General features: G+C 59.9%; 19 protein-coding genes and 3 pseudogenes. 10 read left to right on the forward strand and 12 right to left on the reverse strand.

What is annotated here, in order from left to right; genetic code table 11:
- The first annotated feature begins 4 nt into the window (after positions 1 to 4).
- Positions 5 to 253 (forward strand): hypothetical protein, encoded by a 249-nt coding sequence (locus KIO74_RS00960; protein WP_213329645.1) that lies wholly within the window; start codon positions 5 to 7, stop codon positions 251 to 253.
- On the opposite strand, the gene KIO74_RS00965 is transcribed toward KIO74_RS00960, so the two are convergent.
- Entirely contained in the window at positions 250 to 975 is a 726-nt protein-coding gene (locus KIO74_RS00965) for an SOS response-associated peptidase (RefSeq protein ID WP_213329648.1), read from the reverse strand. The two genes, KIO74_RS00960 and KIO74_RS00965, sit on opposite strands and share 4 nt — an antisense overlap.
- A gap of 1 nt (position 976) precedes the next feature.
- Positions 977 to 1,297, reverse strand: coding sequence for a hypothetical protein (locus KIO74_RS00970; protein ID WP_213329651.1), 321 nt, complete (start codon positions 1,295 to 1,297; stop codon positions 977 to 979).
- 867 nt (positions 1,298 to 2,164) lie between these two features.
- Between KIO74_RS00970 and KIO74_RS31555 the strand changes: the two are divergent.
- Positions 2,165 to 2,284, forward strand: a pseudogene (locus KIO74_RS31555) (pirin family protein); the annotation flags it as partial.
- On the opposite strand, the pseudogene KIO74_RS00975 reads toward KIO74_RS31555, so the two are convergent.
- Positions 2,281 to 2,832, reverse strand: a pseudogene (locus KIO74_RS00975) (pirin family protein); the annotation flags it as partial. The pseudogenes KIO74_RS31555 and KIO74_RS00975 sit on opposite strands and share 4 nt — an antisense overlap.
- Here KIO74_RS00975 and KIO74_RS00980 point away from each other — a divergent pair.
- Positions 2,813 to 3,100: pseudogene (locus KIO74_RS00980) on the forward strand (pirin-like C-terminal cupin domain-containing protein); the annotation flags it as partial. The pseudogenes KIO74_RS00975 and KIO74_RS00980 overlap by 20 nt on opposite strands.
- A 610-nt stretch (positions 3,101 to 3,710) precedes the next feature.
- Positions 3,711 to 4,148, forward strand: coding sequence for an RcnB family protein (locus KIO74_RS00985; protein ID WP_249730820.1), 438 nt, complete (start codon positions 3,711 to 3,713; stop codon positions 4,146 to 4,148).
- A 183-nt stretch (positions 4,149 to 4,331) separates the two neighbouring features.
- Here KIO74_RS00985 and KIO74_RS00990 read toward each other — a convergent pair whose 3' ends face one another.
- Positions 4,332 to 4,634, reverse strand: coding sequence for a hypothetical protein (locus KIO74_RS00990; RefSeq protein WP_213329653.1), 303 nt, complete (start codon positions 4,632 to 4,634; stop codon positions 4,332 to 4,334).
- Positions 4,635 to 4,750: 116 nt separating this feature from the next.
- Complete coding sequence (locus KIO74_RS00995) at positions 4,751 to 5,614, reverse strand: DMT family transporter (protein WP_213329657.1); 864 nt, start codon at positions 5,612 to 5,614, stop codon at positions 4,751 to 4,753.
- 1,078 nt (positions 5,615 to 6,692) lie between these two features.
- Here KIO74_RS00995 and KIO74_RS01000 point away from each other — a divergent pair.
- The 3 genes from KIO74_RS01000 to KIO74_RS01010 all read left to right on the forward strand — a co-directional run bounded on the left by KIO74_RS01000 (position 6,693) and on the right by KIO74_RS01010 (position 9,152).
- Positions 6,693 to 7,160 (forward strand): YaiI/YqxD family protein, encoded by a 468-nt coding sequence (locus KIO74_RS01000; protein WP_213329661.1) that lies wholly within the window; start codon positions 6,693 to 6,695, stop codon positions 7,158 to 7,160.
- 156 nt (positions 7,161 to 7,316) lie between these two features.
- Positions 7,317 to 8,300: a D-erythronate dehydrogenase gene (denD, locus tag KIO74_RS01005; RefSeq protein ID WP_213329664.1), complete on the forward strand. Its 984-nt coding sequence runs from the start codon at positions 7,317 to 7,319 to the stop codon at positions 8,298 to 8,300.
- A gap of 225 nt (positions 8,301 to 8,525) precedes the next feature.
- A complete protein-coding gene (locus KIO74_RS01010) occupies positions 8,526 to 9,152 on the forward strand; it encodes a hypothetical protein (RefSeq protein ID WP_213329667.1) in 627 nt (208 codons plus the stop codon).
- A gap of 91 nt (positions 9,153 to 9,243) precedes the next feature.
- On the opposite strand, the gene KIO74_RS01015 is transcribed toward KIO74_RS01010, so the two are convergent.
- On the reverse strand, positions 9,244 to 10,185 hold the full coding sequence (locus tag KIO74_RS01015; protein ID WP_213329670.1) for a DMT family transporter: 942 nt from the start codon (positions 10,183 to 10,185) through the stop codon (positions 9,244 to 9,246).
- Between the two features lie 217 nt (positions 10,186 to 10,402).
- Between KIO74_RS01015 and KIO74_RS01020 the strand changes: the two genes are divergently transcribed.
- Both KIO74_RS01020 and araD1 read left to right on the forward strand, forming a co-directional pair.
- Entirely contained in the window at positions 10,403 to 11,251 is an 849-nt protein-coding gene (locus tag KIO74_RS01020) for a FadR/GntR family transcriptional regulator (RefSeq protein ID WP_213329673.1), read from the forward strand.
- 60 nt (positions 11,252 to 11,311) lie between these two features.
- Complete coding sequence (gene araD1 / locus KIO74_RS01025) at positions 11,312 to 12,313, forward strand: AraD1 family protein (RefSeq protein WP_213333934.1); 1,002 nt, start codon at positions 11,312 to 11,314, stop codon at positions 12,311 to 12,313.
- A gap of 127 nt (positions 12,314 to 12,440) precedes the next feature.
- Here the strand turns inward: araD1 and KIO74_RS01030 are convergent, their stop codons facing one another.
- From KIO74_RS01030 to KIO74_RS01050, 5 genes are all read right to left on the reverse strand, one after another.
- The gene (locus KIO74_RS01030) at positions 12,441 to 13,253 is read right to left on the reverse strand and encodes a hypothetical protein (protein WP_213329676.1); all 813 of its coding nucleotides are present in this window, start codon (positions 13,251 to 13,253) and stop codon (positions 12,441 to 12,443) included.
- Between the two features lie 163 nt (positions 13,254 to 13,416).
- Positions 13,417 to 14,019 carry a hypothetical protein gene (locus KIO74_RS01035; RefSeq protein ID WP_213329679.1) on the reverse strand — a complete coding sequence of 201 codons (603 nt, stop codon included), beginning with the start codon at positions 14,017 to 14,019 and terminating at the stop codon, positions 13,417 to 13,419.
- 395 nt (positions 14,020 to 14,414) lie between these two features.
- Positions 14,415 to 16,445 (reverse strand): DUF4214 domain-containing protein, encoded by a 2,031-nt coding sequence (locus tag KIO74_RS01040; RefSeq protein WP_213329681.1) that lies wholly within the window; start codon positions 16,443 to 16,445, stop codon positions 14,415 to 14,417.
- Between the two features lie 708 nt (positions 16,446 to 17,153).
- Positions 17,154 to 18,593, reverse strand: a complete 1,440-nt coding sequence (locus KIO74_RS01045) for an aldehyde dehydrogenase family protein (RefSeq protein ID WP_213329683.1) — start codon at positions 18,591 to 18,593, stop codon at positions 17,154 to 17,156.
- A 255-nt stretch (positions 18,594 to 18,848) separates the two neighbouring features.
- Positions 18,849 to 20,030, reverse strand: coding sequence for a mechanosensitive ion channel family protein (locus tag KIO74_RS01050; protein WP_213329685.1), 1,182 nt, complete (start codon positions 20,028 to 20,030; stop codon positions 18,849 to 18,851).
- Positions 20,031 to 20,245: 215 nt separating this feature from the next.
- On the opposite strand from KIO74_RS01050, the gene ettA reads away from it, so the two are divergent.
- Positions 20,246 to 21,901, forward strand: coding sequence for an energy-dependent translational throttle protein EttA (gene ettA, locus KIO74_RS01055; protein ID WP_213329687.1), 1,656 nt, complete (start codon positions 20,246 to 20,248; stop codon positions 21,899 to 21,901).
- A gap of 94 nt (positions 21,902 to 21,995) precedes the next feature.
- Here ettA and KIO74_RS01060 read toward each other — a convergent pair whose 3' ends face one another.
- Entirely contained in the window at positions 21,996 to 22,499 is a 504-nt protein-coding gene (locus tag KIO74_RS01060) for a hypothetical protein (protein WP_213329689.1), read from the reverse strand.
- Positions 22,500 to 22,505 lie beyond the last annotated feature (6 nt).

Below are 22,505 nucleotides of genomic sequence, written 5' to 3' on the forward strand. Positions count from 1 at the left end.
TGGCATGGATCTAGAGACAGTCCGCTGGCAGTTGAAATGGGCCGATCGCGCGATTCGCAATAGCGAAATGCGGATCGCTCGGCTGATCGAGTTGCGCGAAACTCTGCGGCAAAGGGGTTGTGATCAGAAGAAGGTCGATCTGGCCATTCAACGCGAGGAGAAGGAGCAGGCCACTCATCGCATGGATCAGTCGCGCCTTGCGGCAATGGTGGTTCACTTTGAACAGCAGATGAGCGTGCGGCGGGCCGTCTAAATTGGGCCCTCGTCGTCGTTCTTGACGCCTCTCGCCACGATCTGCAATGAGCCATCCGGCAACGGGCGCTGTAGGGCCCTGGCCTCGCTCCAGGGCGCTCGCATCCAGATATCCCGATCCTCCTCGGTGGTGAGGATGACGGGCATCGCCTTGGGATGGATTGCGCCCACTTCGGCGTTCGGGTCCGTGGTCAGGAAGGCGTAGAGGTCGGCGACCTCGAGCCCGGTCTTGACCTTGCGCACGCTTGGCCAGCGTTCCGTCCAAATCCCGGCGAAGAAGGCGAGCGGCCTGCTCTCATCGAAGGCGAACCAGATGTCGCCGCCGGCCGCCTTGTTGAACTCGCTGAATGAGGTGAACGGCACGAGGCACCGGTTGTCCGGCCCGAGCCAGCGCTGCCAGTGCTTGCTGTCCGTGTTGCGGACGTTGGTCGTTCCGCTGTCCGGCTCCATCTTCAAGAGCTCCTTGAAGTCGACCATCTGGCCCTTGGCCTCAAGCTTCTCGGCGCGCTTCTTCGCGGCCTGCATGAGTGCGAACTGTGAGGACGGCATTCCCCATCGTGCCAGAGCCAGAGCCCGCCCGTTCGGCCCGTTGCGGACGATCGGCGCGGAATAGTCGGGGAAGACGCCTGGCATGCGCTGCAGGTTGCCCGTGTAATCCTCGAACGCCTTCGCCAGCTCGCGGATCGCCTGCTGGCCTTTGGTGACGGAGTAGAGATTGCACACATCAGCCTCGCCGCTTTGGTTTTGCCGTTCCCTTCTTCCACTGCGCCCAGGCGCGCCCCCGGCCACGTTCGCGAGGGTCGCAAATCTCGCCCTCGAACCTGTGCGCGAACACAAGAGCATGGGCCTCATCTGCGAAACAGAAGACATTGTACCATTCGCCTTGATAGCAGACGGAATGGCCGCGCGGTGGGCAATTTTTGCCTTCGCGGAAGGCTTCAATCTCATTGTAGCGACGACGCGTCACGAGATGATGCAGGGCCACCTGATGAGGCCATTGCCGGTCGATCGTGCTCGCTGACAGTTCACCCTTCCGCCTAGTCATCCTCGCCCTCGTCGCGGGTCATCCGGGCCATAGCGGGAATGCGGAAAAACTGCCGCGTTCGGCGCAGATGCCAGACCCACGGCTTGGACTCGGCGCTGACGCTCATCCCGCCGCGGCGCAGGCACTTCTGGCAGCGAAAGCGGCTCGTTAGCTCCTTGATATCGAGACTGTCAGGGCCGGGCACTCTGGTCGGGTCGACACTAGCGCAGTGGCTGCACAGGGGGCAGCTGACGGAAAGGGGGACGCTCGCCTTTCGTAGCTCGCCAAGTCTCACGGGCGGGAGGTCGACCATTTCTACACCGGGTTTCGCGGCCCCATGGCCGCCTCTCGGCGCAGTCTCATGGAGCCAGGGCGCTCGGTCTGTGCGGAGAGTCACATTGCGAACAAAACGAGAACACTCACCACTGCGCGTTCAGCAATCAATCTCCAATGGATCTCCAACGAAACACCGTGAACAAAGCCGAACATTGGCGAACAGACGATCACGTAAGTATATGATTTTAAACGCGAAAAACCCGCACCGTCACCGCTCATAACGGTCTGGTTGCAGGTTCGAGTCCTGCCGGGCCCACCAATGATTTCAATGACTTAACGTATTATTTGCGGTGTTCTTGAAGGTTCGTTGAACCTAGGGCAGGTTCGCGCCGGGTTCAGCCCGCCACTTTTATCTGTAGCGCGCAACATCAAATGTCAGCGCGCGAAGCGGCGCAAAATCGACAGCTGTGGTGGCTCCGCGGTCTCACGGCCATCGCGCGTGGAGTGAGATCGTTCGCTCTATTTCACTCTCCCGTGTAAGCCAACCAGAACGATCGGCATTTTGGCGTCAGGCGCTGTATCATCCGGCTTAGAGATCCATTGGAGGATGCCATGAGCTGGAATCCCGCGCTCGTGCCTGGCTGCCCGGACGCCATTGGCGTCGATGCCATCGAGACACTGATCATCCCGCGCGCCCGCGATCTCGGGGGTTTCGAGGTACGCCGGGCGATGTAGATGCCCCTGTCCTCGTGCTCGTCCGGCATCGGGAAACGCGCGCCGGGCTCCAACGCCACATCCGCGTAGAACGTCTCGGAGAACAGCGTCGCGGGGGCCTTTTCGCCATAGGCCGTCCCGAGGATCAGCCTGAGCGCGACGCCATCGCTTTCGAGCGTTGGCAGGGCATCCTTGCCGTGGTGCTCGAACATGGGGAGCATGGCCTCATGCGTGTCGGGCAACGCCACCCACGTCTGGATCCCGAAAAGGCTGTGCGGCCCGCTTCGGCCCTCGGCTGATGTACGCTCCGAATGCGTGACGCCCCTGCCCGCGACCATCCAGTTCAGCGCGCCTGGATGGATGATCTGATCGGTGCCGAGACTGTCACGATGGTGGAAATCTCCGCGATAGAGATAGGTCACCGTGCCAAGCCCGATATGGGGATGCGGGCGCACATCAATGCCTTGCCCCGTGAGGAACTCAGCCGGCCCAGCCTGATCGAAGAAGATGAACGGCCCGACCATCTGCCGCTTCGGCGCGGGCAACGTCCAGGGGGCGATCTCCATAGCCGGACAGATGTTCGAGGCCGGGCGGATGATGGTGTTTCGCCCCGGGGATCCGATTACCGTGGCAGCGGGCGAGATGGGCGCGCGGCTCATGATCCTGGGCGGCGCGACACTGAATGGCCCGCGCTATATCTGGTGGAACTTTGTCGCGTCCTCGCGGGAGAAAATCGAGGAGGCCAAGGCCCAGTGGCGCGCCGAAAACTGGGGCCAGGGCTTGTTCGACCTTCCGACGGGCGATCGTGCCGAGCATATTCCCTTGCCGGGCTGATGCTCAGGATCTCCGCGCCAGGGTGTTGTGGCGCGGATGAGCATAGGGATGATTCCGTTTCGATCAACGAAATTCGCTAATCCGGGCTTTTGATGACGCTGAGAAATCCGCAATGCGCGGTGACGCGCGGATCGGATCAGCGGTATTGTTTCAAATAGAACTGATGCCGTCCGACACATGGTATTTGCCTGAGCGCCAAGCCAGACGGATAGCACAGGCCCGAAGATAGAATACGTGTTTAAGTATTTGAATTTATTTAAAAAACTAGTACGGCAAAAATTGTCCAATGGATCCAATAATATTTGTGATTCTCAGGATTGATGCGCGTGGATGGCGCCTGTGTTGCTGGGGATAAGCAATACCACTGTGACGATTTTGTCTATTCTCCACAGCGATATACCAAAAGTACATCGCTGATATTGATTTGTCTTGCCGGCGCGACCTAAAGCGCCCGGGTGCCATCTATCAACAAAGGCCATGCCACTGCGTGGTTCTTTATTTGTATAAATCAAAATTATGCTTATCAATAGTAATTGATCGTCGATCGTCCTGACTTTGAAATTCTGGAGATCGGCATCATGCACGATCTGTGGTTTATTACAGAAAATTAATGATCATTCAGAACTTGTTCATTGATCGAATGCTAAAAGTTTTCTCCTTGATTAAGGAGTGCGTCATGAAACGACTTTTCGCTGCTGCCGTCGCGATATGCTTCGTCTCGACCAGTGCTTTTGCGCAGGCCCCTGGTTACCAACGCGGGCCTGACCATGGCGGCAAGCCGGCTTATGGTGCGCCGCGCCACCACGCTCAACAGCCGCGCGCCCACCGCCCGCATTCGCCTCAGCCTCACGTCCAACGGCACCAGCCGCCACGCTGGAAAAAAGGAAACCGTCTTCCGCCGGCTTACCGCGGGCATGTCGTGCGTGACTATGGCCGCTATCACCTACGTCCTCCGCCGCGCGGCTACAACTGGGTCCGGGTCGACAACAATTATCTGCTGATCGCCACCGCAACCGGCCTGATCTCGTCGATCATCGCGGGGCGGTAGGTCGCCGCTGATACCTATGTGGTCGCGTGAAGGGCTGACAAAGTCGCCTGCCGGCGAGTTCCCTATTCCGCGCGGGACGAGATCCCGGCACTCATCAAGCTTGGCGCAAGAAAAAGCCCCGGCTGTGCCGGGGCTCCGTGGTGTGCGTAGCGATAGACAGTGTCCCGTGACGGGCTGCCGGGCCTACCAGCAGCCCCAACGGTTGCAGCGACGGTAGTAGGGATAGTAGCGGGGCGTGGAGGCGGCGCCAATCACGGCGCCGCCGATGACACCAGCAGCCGCACCCAGCGCGACTGCGTTGGCAGCGTCTTGGGACTGCTGCCGATTGCGGCTGTAGTTGACATTGGCGCAGCGCTCGAAGGCACGCGTACCTGGACGCAGGCCGGCCTCTTCGCAGGTGAATTCCGCGTCCACCATCGAGTCCTGGGCCGATTGGCAGCCCGCCACGGCAAGGGCCAGAAAGGCCGCAGTCAGTGCAATCCGCATTGCTACCCCGTAAGTTATTAAAGGATACATCCTTAATTATGGGTTAAGAACGGGGGGTCAACCAAAAATAGCCTCAAATTCGGCCTGTTGTGGTTGATGGTTAATGCCTGTTGCTTTCAGACCGCGTACCGTCGGCGTTCTCGACTTGCCGTGTAGAGCCCACTGAGCATGATGACGACAGCGCCGAGGATCGCCCATTGGTCGGGCATCTGATGGAAGACAAAATAGCCGATAAGCCCGGACCAGAGGAGTTGCGTGTAGGCGATGGGCGCGAGCGTCGAGACGCGCGCGGCATGGAAGGCGGCGATCACCAGGAATTGCGCGCATACGGTGGAGACACCGATAACGCCCACCCAGAGAAGTTCAATCAGTGACGGCTGCACCCAGCCAAAGGGCAGGAGCAGCGTCGTCAGCGCGAAGCCCAGGCAAGAGGCGTAGATCAACGCGGTGAGCGCGCCGTCGCGGCCACTGGTCATGCGCGTCGCGATGAGGGCAATTGCCCAGCAGGTCGCGCTGCTGAGCGGAAGGAGCGCCGCCAAGCCGAGATGGCCGGATCCCGGCCGGACGACGATGACGACGCCAATGAAGCCGACGATGATCGCCGCCCAGCGGCGCCAGCCGACCTTTTCTCCAAGGATTGGAATGGCAAGCGCCGTGACGAGCAACGGCGAGACGAAGGAAATCGACGTCGCCTCGGCGATTGGCAGGAAGCTCATGGCCGTCACGAAGAGCACCGTTGAACCGGCGATGCCTATCCCACGGACCAACTGGATATGGGGGCAGCGGGAACGAAAGGCTGACCAGTCACGGCGTAGCGCCGCTATCAGCAGCACGATCGCGGCGAAGACGCCAAAGCGCATCCATGAGATCTGGAAGGGCGGCAGGGTCTCCGTGAGATATTTCGATGTTCCGTCGCCGATAGAGAACAATATCAGGGCAAGCGAGAACATGAGGATGCCGCGAAGGGACGTGTCCTTCACGGGGGCTGACAAGTGGGGAGACGCGGTATCTGTCCGAGGTGACGCTTCGGGGAGGGGCTTCTCGGTAGGCGCTGAAAGCGTCGACACTTCGAACGTCTCTTATCTGTTGCTTGATACCTCAATAGCATGCGCCCAGACGGATGCCAGAGGGGCTGGCGCATCGCACGGTTGCCTCACCCGCAGGTCTCGGGCGCCCAGGCTCTGGACGGGCTCCGCCGCTCCATCGGCGGAAAAAGCAAGGCTTATCAAGCAGAAAAGACTTGAGAATCCACCAAAAGACTATTCGTGGGATTTCATGCACAAAACACTTGTGCAAACGCGAGACTCACGTCCTACTATCACTGTCGTCAACTATTGAAAGGAGGTGATCTGGTGTCTCATTGTCATTTGTCGAGGCCTAGTTTCTCCTTGATGATGCGGGCTTATTCGACAAAGGGGCAAACCCAAGGGCGCTGATATGGCGCAAGGCGCGGGGAGGCGATCTCGCCCCCCGCGCCAACCTGTTTTAGAGCGCGCCTTCCACGGAAAAGCTAACCAGAGTGAGGGTTGGGCTATCGTGGGAGGGGTTAGCCGTTTGCTGGACATGGTCTGCGTCCAGCAGGGTGATCTGGATGTCACCTACGCGGTCAGCGGTCCTTCCTCGAGAAGCTGGACCTGAAAAACGGTCGCTTGTGCCTCCTCCACCGTCAGGAGGCTCTGCCTCGCGATGTGCGGCGGAAATCGTTGAGTCTCGGGACCAACGGCGCTGCTGCTTCGGTCTTTTCATCATCTGCTTCCGGTGGCGGTGCGGGTTGTTCGGCCGCCCTGACAGGAACCTCAGCGACTTCCCGGACCGCAGGCTCGATGCGCGCCATGACAGGAGCCGGAATTTCGGAAACCGACGTTTACCGCGCGATAGTTTTCAGGGGAGGAGAGGGCCTGTCACCGTGACATCCTCTTAGCGACCTGTCACCTTGTTGATCAAGCCGCCTCTTTCATGTGTTCGTGTTGGCGTCGGTGAGTGAAGTCCGCAACCGACCGATGGCGGAGCGCTTGCGGGGGTTGACGTCACCCCGCGCGTGGTTGCTTATCCCGGACTATGGATGCTCCTTCCCCTATCATCGTCTATGTCGACGCGGACGCGTGTCCGGTCAAGGACGAAGTGTACAAGGTCGCGCAGCGACGCGGCGTCGGTGTGGTCGTCGTTGCAAACAGCTTCATTGCCGTCCCCCGGGAGCCCTGGATCGAAAGGGTGATTGTCGGGGCGGGGCTCGATGTCGCTGACGACTGGATCGCGGAACGCGCCGGGCCGCGGAGCGTCGTGGTGACGGCCGATGTGCCGCTGGCCAGCCGCTGCGTGAAGTCCGGGGCGGCGGTGATCACGCCCACGGGACGCGCCTTCACGGAGGCGTCCATCGGCATGGCGCTGGCCACGCGTGATCTCATGACCGATCTCAGGGCGGCGGGCGCCGTTACCAGCGGGCCGAGGCCATTCTCGGCGCGAGATCGCTCCAGTTTTCTCTCCGCGCTCGATCTGGCGATCGTCAGGCTGCAACGGCCACGGTAACTCTTCACGATGGGTTTCTAGGGGACAGCGTCTCCGCGCCAGCTCCCCACGGTTGCCTTGGGGCGAGCGCCGGGCAACCATGGCTTGCGTATATATTGCGGGGCTTATCGGCGGTCGTCAGGCGAGCCTAGCGGTGTTTTCGGGGATGATGTCTCTATGCGAATTCTCATTCTAGGCGCGGCCGGCATGGTGGGGCGCAAATTGACCGCACGGCTGGTGGCTGACGGGCATCTCGGCAACAAGCCCATCGACAGCCTCACACTCGTGGATGTCGTGGAGCCCGAAATTCCCGTCGGCTTTTCCGGCGAAAGCGTTGTCAAGGCTATCGACGTCGCGGTCCCGGGCGAGGCCGAGGCGCTGATCGCGCTGAGGCCAGATGTCGTCTTCCACCTCGCCGCGATCGTTTCGGGGGAGGCGGAGCTTGATTTCGATAAGGGATACCGCACCAACCTCGACGGAACGCGCGCCCTGTTCGACGCCCTCCGCCTGGAAACCCGCGACGGGTCCTACTTCCCGCGCGTGGTCTTCACCTCGTCGATCGCGGTGTTCGGCGCGCCATTCCCGGATGTCATTCCCGACGACTTCCTGACCGCGCCGTTGACGAGCTATGGCGCCCAGAAGGCCATCGGGGAACTCCTGCTCGCCGACTACTCCAGGCGCGGCTTTTTCGACGGCATAGGCATCCGCCTGCCGACCATCTGCATTCGCCCTGGCAAGCCGAACAAGGCGGCGTCGGGCTTTTTCTCCAATATCCTGCGTGAGCCGCTGGCCGGCCAGGAGGCGGTGCTTCCGGTCTCGGAGGATGTTGTCCACTGGCACGCGAGCCCTCGCTCGGCCGTCGGCTTCCTCATCCACGCCGCCACCATGGATCTCGCCGCGCTCGGCTGGCGTCGCAACGTCACCATGCCGGGTCTTGCCGCATCCGTCGGCGAACAGATCGAGGCGCTGCGCCGTATCGCCGGCGACAGGGCTGTCAGCTTGATCCGCCGAGAGCCCGATCCCCTGATCCGCAAGATGGTCGGCGGATGGCCGACAGCCTTTGAAGCACGCCGTGCGGAGGCGCTCGGTTTCACGGCCGAGGCTTCGTTCGACGAGATCATCCGCATCCATATCGAGGATGAGCTGGGGGGACACTTGTAAGGGCCTGTCCCGGTGCCGCCATTGCCTGTCGCCCAAAAAAAAGCGGGCATCGTTGTGCGATTGCGGCAGGCGGAAGTTGGCGACACAATGCTCGGCGATGCTCGATATTGAAATATATCGTCAGTATATTTTTTTTAATTATAATGGATGCATACTCTGATAGTATTGCCGGATCAGATATCCATAATAGTATTTTTGCAATGAAAATTGAATCAGGGTGCTGCGATGTTGAAAAGGCCGAGCCTTGGTCTCGACGTCGGCCATATTCGTTCGGTCGAATCGCAATTCATAGACGATCACGTTCTCTATGTGCATGGCTCGAATAGCGAAAGCCTGAAGGGTGTCGCGAAATTTCGCGCCTTGCTGCCGATGGACCTCATCGAGAGAACGCCGTGGTTTCACGGGTCCGGCTTGGCTTCGGGGGAGCGTGGATACACGTTGGAAGGACTTTATGAGTCGGACGGTCCTTTTAGCGTCGTCGCGCGTATCGCATGGAGCAAGGTCGATAGCCGATGGGTTCACGATAAAATCCCAGTCCATCGCCAAGAAATACAACAGGTGTCCTCTGGGGTTAGTATAAGCTATTCACAAAATTATCAAATTTCGATGATATACTCAAACTTCGGATCGAACGGCCATATTTATCCGATAATATATGGTATTTATTTGAAGGGCGATGATGTATTGCATCCTTATGGATTGGATCATCCGATCAGCAAAGGTGCAATCACCATCGATTGCATCCGGGCAATCTATGTGCCCCCCGGACGGCGTGAACAGACAAGCGAATTCCTGCGGCGGAACCGCATGGAACGCCTCAGCCTCATCGTGAAGGAAGGGCGCATGTTCTAGCGGAGGGCAATTCAGGTTATGCGCTCGAGGCTGGCCGCGCGGCGGCCGCCGGGCGAGGCTTTTGTCAACGTCCGACGCCGCGCCGCCTGCCTCAGACCCGATCCGGATTGACCGGCTCTCGGGCCAGCGCTTGCTCCCGCAAGAAGATGAACAGGCCGGCTCCAACGATGATCGCCGCGCCGACGAGCATATGCGGTGTCGGCATGTCGTCGAAGAACACGTAGCCGAACACGATGGCCCAGATGATGAAGGTATATTGGTACGGCACCACAACCGAAGCTGGCGCCAGTTTCAGCGCTCGGTTGACGCATAGGCTCGCAATCATCGAGACGATGCCGAGCAAACCCAGCAGCCCGAAGTCGATCGCCGTCGGTGTGACCCAGCCGATCGGTGCCAATATGGCGCCAATGAGAAGTGGCGCGACGATCTGGACGGAGACCAGCAGCGTCTCGGATGTCCCGCGAAGCTGGCGGGTCGTGATCATCAGGAATGCGAAGCCCATGCTGCCGCAGAACGCGACGAAATCCGGGAACCCGAAGGTCCCGGCTGTCGGATTGAGGGCAATGACGACACCGCAAAAGCCGAAAGCCACGGCGAGCCAGCGTTTCCAGCCAACCTTCTCGCCGAGCAGCAGGGCCGAGAGGGCCGTGACATAGATCGGCGCGGCAAGATAGTAGGTCATGACGCTGGCGAGAGGCAGATAGGCGACCGCCCAATAGAAACAAGCGACATCAAAGATGACGGCGATGCCACGCAGGATTTGCAAGCGGGGGCGCTGCACCCCCCGGATGCCTGACAAGCCCTCGCGCCAAAGGAACGGTAGAAGCAGCAAGAACGCGGCCAGGCCGCGGATTAGCATGACCTGCGGCACGGTGTAGGTGGCCACCAGCCACTTGCCCATGACGTCGTTCAGCGAATATGAGAAAATGCCGAGCAACATCAGTCCGATGCCCGCGACCGTCGCGCCTTTGGCGACGGGCCCCTCGACGAGGGAGGCGGATCTAGGGACAGTTGTTGGATCGGTGGCGGACATGATGACTGCTTTACACGATGAACTGTGGCTATTTTCAGCACTTTCCGCATAGCGGATAAGCATCGTGCCCGGTAGGTAGGCAGCTGCAACCCTTGCCTGCGTCGCCTTCAACGCAGCGCAAGACGCATGTCACGTTGACCTGCGTGGCGATTTGTCGGACATTTGCGGCAAAAGGGACGGCGCTGATGCTGGCTAGTGGGTATTGTGGGGGAGCCAAATGAGCAAGCGATCGGCCGTCTCGGCTCGCACCCCGCGCTATCGGCATACCGAAGTCGCCCTCGCGATCGGGCGACAGATCGTGAGCGGAGAATGGTCTCCGGGGCAGGCTTTGCAGCCGGAGGATGCGCTGTCGCGTGAGCTCGGTGTGTCCCGTTCCTCCTTGCGGGAGGCCATCAAGATTCTCGCCGGTAAGGGCCTGGTCCAATCCTCTCCCCGGCGCGGGACCGTTGTTCGCCCTCATGACCAGTGGAATCTGTTCGACGCGGATGTGCTTGCGTGGCACAGCGAGGGGCAGTTGAGCGCCGATTTTGTCCGCGAGCTTTTTGAGCTCCGGCGGATGATTGAGCCTGATGCGGCGGCGCTCGCTGCCGAGCGGGCCATTCCCGCCAAGCTCACCGCCCTTGAGGCGGCCATGGCCGCCCTTGCTGCGGCTGATACCCATTCCACGCATTCAATCGATGCCGACCTCGCCTTCCACAGCGCCGTATTGGCTGCTTCGGGCAATCACCTCCTCGCGGCACTGGCCCCTGTGATCGAAGCCTCCCTGACGTTGGCCTTCCGCGTCTCGCGGACGGTGTCCGACGAGCTCGGCCACGTCATTCCCATGCATGGCGCGGTCGTCGAGGCAATCTTGAGCGGCGATGCCGCGGCGGCCCATGCCGCGATGCGGGGGTTGCTCGAGAGGTCCGAGCGCGACGCTCTGGCTGTCGCCCGGCCCGACAGGATGGTCCCCCAACCCGCCACTGGCCGGGTGTCCTCCCGGAAGTCTGTCGCGCGTCTTACGGACGCGCTCGGGTCTGACGCATCTTCCAACCCGACCTTGCATGACCTAGCCCCTGGCAAGTGACAATGCTTGTCGGCAAGAATTCTGACGGTTTCGACCAAAGGTGAGGAAGCAATGACAACTTTGCGCCTGGTGCAGTTCCTGAATGCAAATGGGGAGCGGCGAGTCGCCGTTCCGTCAGCCGATGGCAAGACCCTGACGCTGCTCGAGGGCATCGAGCGTGTCTACGACCTCGCTCGCGCCGCCGAGGCCAAGGCATCGTCACTCGCTGATACGGTGAAGGCTCATCTTGGGCGCGAGACGGTGGACTACGAGCTTGTCGTCGCGGAAAAGCGCCTCTTGGCCCCGATTGATCATCCCGATCCCAGCCGTTGCCATGTGACGGGCACCGGACTGACCCATCTTGGCAGCGCCGATACCCGGGACAAGATGCATCAAAGCGCGCAGTCCGAAGAGGCGACACTCACGGATTCCATGAAGATGTTCCGCGATGGCCTGAACGGCGGCAAGCCGGCCGGCGGCGAGCCGGGCGCCCAGCCGGAATGGTTTTACAAAGGCAACGGCCGTTTCATTGTCGCTCCCGAGGCGTCGCTCGTCTCTCCGGCCTTCGCCGAGGACGGCGGTGAGGAGCCGGAGCTCGCGGGTATCTATCTCATCGGAGAGGACGGCACACCGCTCAGTATCGGCTTTGCCCTTGCGAACGAGTTCTCGGACCATGTCACCGAGCGCCGGAACTATCTGCTGCTCGCCCATTCCAAGCTTCGTCAGAGTTCTTTCGGCCCGGAACTGCGGCTTGGACCCGCGCCCGCCGATATCCGCGGCACAAGCCGGATTCGTCGTAACGGCGCGGTGCTCTGGGAAAAGCCGTTCCTGACGGGGGAGGACAACATGTCCCACAGCCTAGCCAATCTTGAGCATCACCATTTTAAATATCCCGAGCATCGGGTGCCGGGTGATCTGCATATCCACTACTTCGGCACGGCAACCTTGAGTTTCGCTGATGGAATCAGGGCAGAGGCGGGCGATGTGTTTGAGATAGAGGCGCCCGATTTCGGCCGCCCGCTTCGCAATGCGCTCAAGGTCGCCAAGGCGGGGGCGGCGGTGACGGCCGCGCGGCGCCTGTAAAGCTGATAGCGTGTTGGTGGTAATGAAAGGGACCGGATTGAAAACCCGGTCCCTACATGCCTTGTCGGCGGATCAGATTGATTGACCTGCCATATTCCCCGCCGCAGACGAGGAGATACGGGAGCCGTCAGGCGAAGGGGAGGCCGGAGTCCGACGGCGGAGCCGCGAACGACATGACATGCGCCCCCTCCGGCACAAACCAGCTGCTCGAACCATGGGAGCTCCAAGCCTGGGCCAAGTCCTTCAGCTCCTGATAGATAGCCGTGCCGTCTTGTCCATCACGATAGTCGATGACATACAATTCGCGTGTGGAAGCGTTTTCGCCCACCAAGTACCAGCTATTCTCCTCACCTGTCTTGAAATCAAAATAGTTGTAATTGTGGTCGCCCATCGCAACGTGATAGACGAAGCCGCCCTCGGAGCCTTCGGAACCGATCGCGCCGGCTTCCGAACGCTTGGTCTCCGAAGTGTATGCATTACCATTCGACGCGGTCGCGGTTGCCTCGGCGTTGCCCTCCACATGGGTGTCGGTGGAGATCGACCCGCTGACGAAGTTACCTTCCTCATCGTACACGCCGCTCGCGCTCGCCGACGCGGAGGCAAACGAAGAGCTGCCGTTAGCTGCGGGAGCCACCGTAGCAGTGGAGGAATCCACGATGATATGGCTGCCGTCCGTTGCGCTGGCGCTCGCGCTGGCATTCCCCTCACTGTGGGTGCTGGTCGTTACGGCCATGCCGCCAGCATCGTCGTCAGTGACCTGCAAGACAGAAGACGCGCCGCCATTTGTGGTGTCCGCCGATGCGCTGGCATTCACATAGCCGAAATCACCGGTCGCGCTGACCGACGTCGCAGTTGTGCCGTTGGTGGAACTCGATGAAGCCTGAATACTGGCGGACCCTGAACCATCGAAAGAGAAGCTCTGTACGGAAACACTAGCCATTGATATAATCCAAAAATATTAGGTAAAACAGATAAGTAGCATTCTCATAAAACTTTATTCCGCGAGAGTTACCTCGTGTGAGGCGTCCACATTATCGCATTTTATGCAGATAATTTTTCTCAAATTACGACGCGGCATCGTGTTCGCGCCCATTTCGGAGTGATTAGTGCGGACCGCTGGGTTCCAGGTTTTGCCCTCTCCTTATGTCCTCGGAAAAGAATGCATTCTTTAATCGAGACGCGGTTTCGGGAGGGTGCGGCAAGCCGGCTGCATCAATCCGCTGCAGTACGGCCCTACGTATCCGTGCGGCATCGCTGCAAATTCCAGCGACGGTGAATGTCGGAAGAACAGGTTTAGCATAGTCATATGCGTGGCTGACCACGAGCGATTTCTTGACGATATCGACGCAATTGAAATCATAGTATAAAGGGCCGAATGGCAGCGAGTCCACCCGGTGGAGATGTGGAGATTCTCTGTATCGACGCATTCCTTCGCCAGCGAATTCCTTGTATATCCAGTCATATGTGGCGCGCTCACTAATTCCTATATTGTATTTCAAGTCTTCGTCGGAAGGTATGCACACCCGATAGACGGGGTCGCCAAATGGTCCTTTCTTAAAGGCATCGAAGACCGGTGACCGCCCTTTGCGTATCCACGAAATATAAGTTGAATCGTGGCCGAGCCCTGTCAGTGCAACCGCGGCGTGGCCACCGCCCAGACGGAGCTCAAAGGCGCCGCCATTTGCCATCCCGTAAACAACAATCATTCTGGGGTCCCAAAAGAACATAAAATTAATCTACGTGAATATAAATATATTTCCTTTCTAGATTTAATATTATACCGTAATATTTGGTATTATGTTTATTTAAATTGCGGTTATTCTGAATGATTAATCTGCCGTCTGGCAAATTTGGGGCGATCTATGGGTTTATTTTGGCGCCTCTTAAATGCCGCGTGTCGCGCGAGCTGTGCTGGGCATTCGTGATATCGGAAATGAGCGACGCGATGAGGGCATGCCCGGCGCTTCCTGGAGGCCTGCCGCATTTCAAGAATGATCATATACTATAGATTGTGAGGGTCGAGCGACAATGAGTTGGAGCAAAGCCCAATTGCCATGGGGTGTGGGAGGGCAAGTCTGTTGGGATTTTTGTGGTGGCTATGTCATATAATGATAGGCCAATGATCTCTGCGATCTCCGGACCCCAGGTTCTGGAGCTCCAGGTCATGGAGCCCCACTATTTTGATCAAGGTGTGCTCGCTATTGTCCGCGAAAATGTAGGAGTTGCCATTGAAGGCGAACCAGCCCCAACCATCTTTGTCTGTTAATTCAACGGCCTTGCCATGGGCCTGATGAAGGCTCGCGGCTGCACTCACGGTATTGATAGCTGATTGGATGTCCCTCAGCAAAGCGAGATCGGCACAATCAGTACGCTTGAGGAAGGGCAATTCGATCCGATCAAATCGCAAAGGATCAAAATCGTAGATCACGGTCATGTTGTCATCGCTCTCGCCTAGAGTCGACTGCGAGGCTTTCTCGATGACTATACGATCCTTTCCAGAGCCGGTGGAGATGATGTTGTGCCCACCGCCAGCATAAATGGTGTCATCGCCGGATCCCGTTGTGATGAGGTCGGTGCCATTACCGGTTCTGACGGTGACTTTTTTCGAATCTTGCCAGCAGAAGTCGCTACCATGAGCGCTTCCGTAAAATTCGATTGTCTCTATATCGTCCTTATGCCTCCAATTCTTCTCGTAGTGGAGTACAAGACTCCCTTTGCATCCTGTCGCATCGATGCGACGGAGCGAAGGCGTTGTCGCGTGGGACAGGTTGAGCGCGATGTCGCTTTCGCTAACAATCCTGAGTGTCAGCAGATTGGGAGAATCAAGGCCGATAGGCGCCATTATCCCTTCCCCGATCGTCAATTTCAGCCAGCTCGCCCGGTTGAAATGCAGGTCGCTTGCCTGCCCAGCGATATGGATATCCCGTTCGCTGAACCATGTCTTCGCCGGACGGAAGTCGAGCGTCGTGGAATGGGCCGCGTTGCGGATATGGACGGAGACATCACTATCCAGGTTCGGGACTTTGACCGGGAAGGACAGGCTATCGAGCTTGAGGGTTCTCAACTCTCCAAATCCGTATCCGTTGATCAATGCTCCGTTCGTCTTGGAGGCCGTATTCAATCCGCTCTGTGGGACGACCTCGGCGGGGCGTATCCAGAGCTCTTCGATACTGATGAGCTTGGCGTCAACGACCGTCTCGCTCATCTCCAGCGACAAAATGTCATGCCCGGCACAGCCATCGACCGTATTTCGGCTTAGTACAGTTGAGTTAATCCGCGGACGCTCGGTACTATTCGACACGATATAAGCTGGCGCGCGGATGAAATCACCGAATGGTGTTCCAACGAAATGCTGATGCGAACTGGAGATGACATGTTCTGTCCAGTTCACGGAATTGGCCGCGCCCTCGGATCCCGCGGCGCGGCAGATCCTTGGGTCATCTGGGGTTTGTGTGAGTGGCGGGGATGTATCGGGAAGACCCGGAGCTTCGTGGGCCACGGCGTTTTGGGGAGGCTCGGGCGAGCTTTCAGGGACGATGGATGCATTGACGATCTGGTCAGATGGGGGAGCCTCTTGGAGAGCGTTGGAGAGGCTAGGTGAAGTTTCCTGTGGTTCGTCCGCGACATCGGTTTCGTTGATGTCAGCGGGCATTGGAGGGTGGCGCAGCAGAAGCGAGCCGATATAATTTTCCGTGCGGTTGTGCAGCCCATCCAGAAAGACACCGATATAGGGCTTGAGAAAGGTGCTTATCTCTGATGCCTGCGCGAGTTTCGCCAGGAGTTGCCCCGCCGAGTGCGTTTCAAACTCGGGTCGCCAAGCGTATTCCTTCGAAATGATCCTATTTGAGCCTAGGGCATTCGCAAGAAATTCGTGATAGATCGAGCGCGGCGTCCAGGAGCCATAAAGCGAATTGAACTCGGGATTGTCGATGAAGCGTGTCGCCACATCGCCGAAGGATTGGCGTCCATCGAGCATGCTGGTCCAGTAATCCAGCCCAGTGCGGTCCGGTACGCGATTGAACGTGATCTGATAAAGTCTCACGGCCTGAACGGCGCGGCCATGCCAGGCGCTGCTTTGGCTTCGATCGCTGTCGTCTATTTCTTGTACCATGTTGTCTATGAATTCGGACATGAATTCCCCTGCCAGTTTTTCAAATGGCTATCTGCAGCTTCCAATTTTCGATGTAATCGAATTCTTTCAGCCCTGTATCGGCTGACGAAGAATTGTAATTTTTATCTTCTTTGATGTGTATTTATTTCGAATCGTTCTTTATTGACGATGTATACATGCTTTTCGGCGCGTTCGTGAGTGCGCTGTATCTGTTCGGTGCAAGGAACGTGTGGGTCCGCAAGCGCTCGAACGGCCTACCCGGCACGGATCAAAACTGCGTCGGGCAAGGGCGGTGCGCTCAAGATGCGAGAGGTCATGGGTGTGTTTGCCGTCGTCAGCCAACGGCTCTTGCTGATCAGCATGTCAGATGTGCTCCGGGGACGCGATGAGCGCTCATCGCATTTTCGGGCGACCATAATTTTGGCGACAGAACTTGTTTTTGCAGTTTCGGAAAATGATATTTCAATCTGCGCATCTGGTGCGAAAAGCATAGTTCGAGGGCTAATATATAAAGTATATTGCAAATTGCATTAAATATCTCGTTATTCTGTCCGAATAAGTAGAAAGTTATTTTGTTTTATTATTCTATTGTTTTATTTTTTAACCGAAGCTGATCTGCGAGGTGATCAGCTTCCCGCGCGGCGCCGCTGGTAGGACGCAAAAAAGCGATCCAGCGCGGGCGGCGCCGGATCGCTTCTTTTTGTGCGCTCTCTCGCGTCCGGTCGCGGTTTACGGCAACGTGTAGGCCGTCTTCACGATCGTGTAGAACTCGGCGGCATAGCGGCCCTGCTCGCGTGGGCCGTAGCTCGAGCCCTTCCGGCCGCCGAACGGCACATGGTAATCGACACCCGCTGTCGGCAGATTGACCATGACCATGCCGGCCTCGGCGTTGCGCTTGAAGTGCGAGGCATGTTTCAGGCTGGTGGTGACGATGCCGGACGACAGACCGAACTGCGTGTCGTTGGCGAGCGCCAGCGCCTCATCATAGTTCTTGGCGCGCGACACCGTCGCTACCGGCCCGAAGATCTCCTCGCGGGAGATGCGCGTTGAGGGATCGACGTCGGTGAACAGGGCGGGGGCCATGTAGAAGCCGGGCGTCTCACGGTTCAGGAGTTCGCCGCCGTAGACCAGCTTAGCGCCTTCGTCCTTACCGAGCTTGACATAGGAGAGATTCTGGTCGAGCTGCGACTGGTCGACGACGGGGCCGATATGCGTGCCGGCCTTGAGCGCGTCATCGATGACAAGGCCCTTCAGGCGCTCGGTGACCGCATCGACGAACGTGTCATGGATGCCATCGGTGACGATGAAGCGGGAGGATGCCGTGCAGCGCTGACCCGTGGAGAAATAGGCGCCGTTGACGGCGACCTCAACGGCTGTCTTCAGGTCGGCGTCATCAAGCACGACGAGGGGGTTCTTGCCGCCCATTTCGAGCTGGAACTTCTTCATGGTCTCGACGCAGGTGGCGGCCACCTGACGGCCGGTCGCGACCGAGCCTGTGAAGCTGATCGCATCGACGTCACGGCTCTTGAGGAGGGCGTTTCCGACCACCGAGCCACGGCCCATGACGAGGTTGAAGACGCCTGACGGGATGCCAGCGCGCACGATGATTTCCGACAGCGCGTGGGCCGAACCGGGTACGAGGTCGGCCGGCTTGAACACCACCGTGTTGCCGTAGGCAAGCGCGGGCGCGATCTTCCAGGCGGGGATGGCGATGGGGAAGTTCCACGGCGCGATGATGCCGACGACGCCGACGGGCTCGCGGGTGATCTCGATATCGATGCCGGGACGCACGGAGGCAAGCTTCTCGCCGGCGAGCCGAAGTGTCTCCTGGGCGAAAAACAGGAAGATCTGGCCGGCGCGGGCTGCCTCGCCGATGCCCTCGGGCAAGGTCTTGCCTTCCTCGCGCGACAGCAGGCGGCCGAGTTCGTCCTTGCGGGCGAGGATCTCGTCGCCCACCTTCTTCAGGATGTCATGGCGCTCCTGCGGGGTCGTACGTGACCACGCCGGCAGCGCGGCGCGGGCGGCGGCGATGGCGCGGTCGGCGTCAGCCGCGCTGGCGCGCACGAACTGTCCAACAATATCACCAGTGTTGGAGGGGTTGATGTCAGGGGCGGCCTCGGTACCGCTGACCCATTCGCCAGCAATGTAATTCTTGGAGTGATCAGTCATCGCTTCCTCCGATTGCACGGCGTCAGGGCCGCTTGCCCCGCCGCAACCTCATGCTAGTCCCTGCAGGCGGATGGGCAGGGCCCGTCCGTCTCCCCCGCACTAGGGGGAGATGTCATCGATGTTAGCGCTCACTGCCAGGTCCCTGACAATGGTCCCTGACAATGATCGCCGACGCCTTGCTCTAAAGCATCAGGCGACGGCAAGGGAAGCGCTTTCCGCACACACGGCCTGTGGGCTCCGCAATTCCAGCAATTGTCAGCCGGCTGCTGCTGCGATGGAAGGGCGATCCGGTGAACCGGAGAGGCCCTCGGCGCCGACCCGTGCGCGCGCCCGGGTGCTCGCGCCACCGCCGTCATGCCCGTGCGCATCGACAAGTTCAGCGCGGCGACGGGGCAGGGCGTGCGGATAATCCGTTTGCAGAAAGGCAAGGAGCTTTTCGCGAACCTCACAGCGCAGGTCCCAGGCCCTTGGCGACGTGCGGGCGCTCATCAAGGCACGCAGCTTGAGCGTCTCCGTTTCCGCTTCCACGACCTGCAGGTTCACCACGGCGCCATCCCACAGTGGCGAGGCCTTGACGATCTCTTCCAGCTTGGCACGCAATTTGTCCACCGGCACGGTGTAGTCGGCATACAGGAAGACGCTGCCAATGATCTGACCGGTGTTGCGTGTCCAGTTCTGGAAGGGCTGCTCGATGAAATAGGAGAGCGGCACGATCAGACGCCGCCAGTCCCAGATCTTGATGACAACATAGGTTGCGGTGATCTCTTCGATCCATCCCCATTCGCCCTCGACGACCACCGCGTCGTCGATGCGGATGGGCTGTGTGACGGCAATCTGAATCCCGGCGATCAGGTTGGCGAGCACGGGTCTGGCGGCGAGGCCAACGATCAGGCCGGCCGCGCCCGCCGAGGCGATGAGGCTGACCCCGTATTGGCGGACGGCGCTGAACGTCATCAGCGCGGCCGCGGTCGTGATGATCACCACCAGGATGTTTACGGTCCGCTTGAGGATGTTGACCTGCGTGACATGCTTGCGCGCGAGGAGGTTGTCATCGGTGTCGATACGAAAGCGCCGCAGATAGAATTGGGAGGCAAGCTCGATCGCGGTGAGCGCGCTCCAGCCGACGAGGACGATGAAAGCGACCAGCAGGATCCTCGCGACGCTCAGCGCGGCGGCCGAGGTTAAGGGCGCCGCCGGGAGCGCGATGGCGACTGCGAAGACGATCACGGCCAGACGGCGCGGCCCTTCGGTCTGCGTCACCAGTTGCTGGAGGAAGGGATGGCTCGGACCAATCATACGCCGTAGCAAGCGTTTGACCGTGCGATGGAGGAGCAGGGCGAGCCCTGCGGCGCAGGACAGGAGCAGGATGGCGTAGATCCAGTCAGGGATCCAGAACAGGGTCTCGCGGGTCGAAGCGAGGAAGGCGCCGAGCGTCATGCCGGGGCATCTCCTTTCGTGCTGGAGAAGGGCGGTGCGGATTACGTTGGGCTGGTGACCAAGCCTATCATCGGGTTCACACCATGCGCAAATCGTTTCGGGGCGGAGGATAAGCGCGCGGGGCCTTGCCGTTCTGGCGGGCGGTCGCTAGATACGAGGCTCATTCCCGAAAGTCTGATCCGTCGCCGGCGTGCGCGGGGTGGAGCTCGTTGTTCATGTCTGCCAAGCAGTTCGTCTACCATATGCGCGGCCTGTCCAAGACCTTTGCAGGCGGCAAGAAGGTGCTCGACAACGTGCACCTGTCCTTCTACCCCGGCGCGAAGATCGGTGTGCTCGGCGTCAACGGCTCGGGTAAATCGACGCTGCTCAAGATCATGGCCGGCCAGGACAAGGATTTCGTCGGCGAGGCCTGGGCGGCGGACGGCGTGCGAGTGGGTTACCTGCCGCAGGAGCCGCAGCTCGACACCACGAAGAGCGTGCGCGACAACGTCATGGAAGGCGTGGCCGAAAAGAAGGCGATCCTCGATCGCTACAACGACCTCGCCATGAACTACTCGGACGAGACAGCCGACGAGATGACGGCGCTGCAGGACGAGATCGAGGCCAAGGGCCTCTGGGATCTCGACAGCCGGGTCGACCAGGCCATGGACGCCTTGCGCTGCCCGCCGGATGATGCCGACGTGGCAACGCTCTCGGGCGGTGAGAAGCGCCGTGTGGCGCTGTGCAAGCTCCTTCTGTGGGAGCCGGACCTGCTGCTGCTCGACGAGCCGACCAACCATCTCGACGCCGAGACGGTGGCATGGCTCGAGGGTTATCTGCGCAACTACACCGGCGCGATCCTGATCGTGACCCACGATCGCTACTTCCTCGACAATGTCACCGGCTGGATCCTTGAGCTCGATCGCGGCCGTGGCATCCCGTACGAGGGAAACTACTCGTCCTGGCTGGAGCAGAAGCAGAAGCGCCTTCAGCAGGAGGGCCGTGAGGACGAGGCCCGCCAGCGCACCCTCCAGCGTGAGCAGGAGTGGATGGGCGCCTCGCCGCGGGCGCGCCAGGCCAAGAACAAGGCGCGTATCCAGCGCTACGAGGAACTGGTCCAGAAGGCCAACGACAAGTCGCCGACGTCAGCCCAGATCGTCATTCCGATCGCCGAGCGGCTCGGCAACAATGTCGTCGATTTCGAAGGGCTGTCGAAAGGGTTTGGCGACCAGTTGCTGATCGACGACCTGTCCTTCAAGCTGCCTCCGGGCGGCATTGTCGGCGTCATCGGCCCGAACGGCGCCGGCAAGACCACGCTGTTCCGGATGATCACGGGGCAGGAGCAGCCGGACGGCGGCGCCATCACCGTCGGTGAATCAGTGAAGCTCGGCTATGTCGACCAGTCGCGCGACGCTCTCGACGACAAGAAGACGGTCTGGGAGGAAATCTCAGGCGGCAACGAGATCATCTACCTCGGCAAGCGGGAGATCAATTCGCGCGCCTATTGCGGCGCCTTCAACTTCAAGGGCGGCGACCAGCAGAAGAAGGTCGGCATGCTCTCCGGCGGTGAGCGCAACCGTGTTCATCTCGCCAAGATGCTGAAGTCCGGCGCCAACGTCCTGCTGCTCGACGAACCGACCAACGACCTCGATGTGGAAACGCTGCGGGCACTGGAAGAGGCGCTTGAGGATTATGCTGGCTGCGCCGTTATCATCAGCCACGATCGCATGTTCCTCGACCGCATCGCCACGCACATGCTGTCCTTCGAGGGGGACAGCCATGTGGAATGGTTCGAGGGCAACTTCCAGGACTACGAGGAAGACAAGAAGCGCCGCCTTGGCATCGATTCCACGATACCGAAGCGTATCCAGTACAAGAAGTTCGGGCGCTGATCGGCGGGCGCCGTAGCGCGGCCCGACCAAACCCCCCGCCCCACACCCCTCCCAACAGAAGGGAGGGGCAACGGGCGGGATGGACCTCGCCAATCTATTCCAGTGGGCGCCAGTATTCCTTCACGAAGCCACGCGGATCGACACTGCGCACGCCGCCCTTGTTCTTCACAGCCGCCCCATCGCAGCCCCAGGCAAAGATCGTATCCCGCCCGGTTGCGGACGTAGGCACCGATTCGCTGCCGGGGTGACCGCGGCAATAGGCACTGGCTTCTGGCGTGGCCATCGGTTGGCTGTCCGCGCGCCCGCAATGGCGCTCGCCGCCGGGGAGGCAGACATAGGCTCGCCCGCCCATGCATCGCCAGACGGCAGTGTTAGCCTCGTCCAGCGCACCTACATCCTGGCCGAATGCGGCCTTGGCGGCCGCGAGAAGGGGCGGTGGCAGCGGCCGCAGCATATTGTCGTCGCCGGCGCTGCGGCACATGTTCACGGGGCTTTCTTGCGCGACGGCTCGTTGCTCGATCAGGAACGCACTTGCGATGAGAGCAAGCGTGATTGCCGCCGCCGATTTGCCGGCAACGCGAGTTGGTGGAATTGTCATCCTTTG

The sequence above is a fragment of the Chelatococcus sp. HY11 genome, assembly GCF_018398335.1.
Taxonomy (GTDB): Bacteria; Pseudomonadota; Alphaproteobacteria; order Rhizobiales; family Beijerinckiaceae; genus Chelatococcus.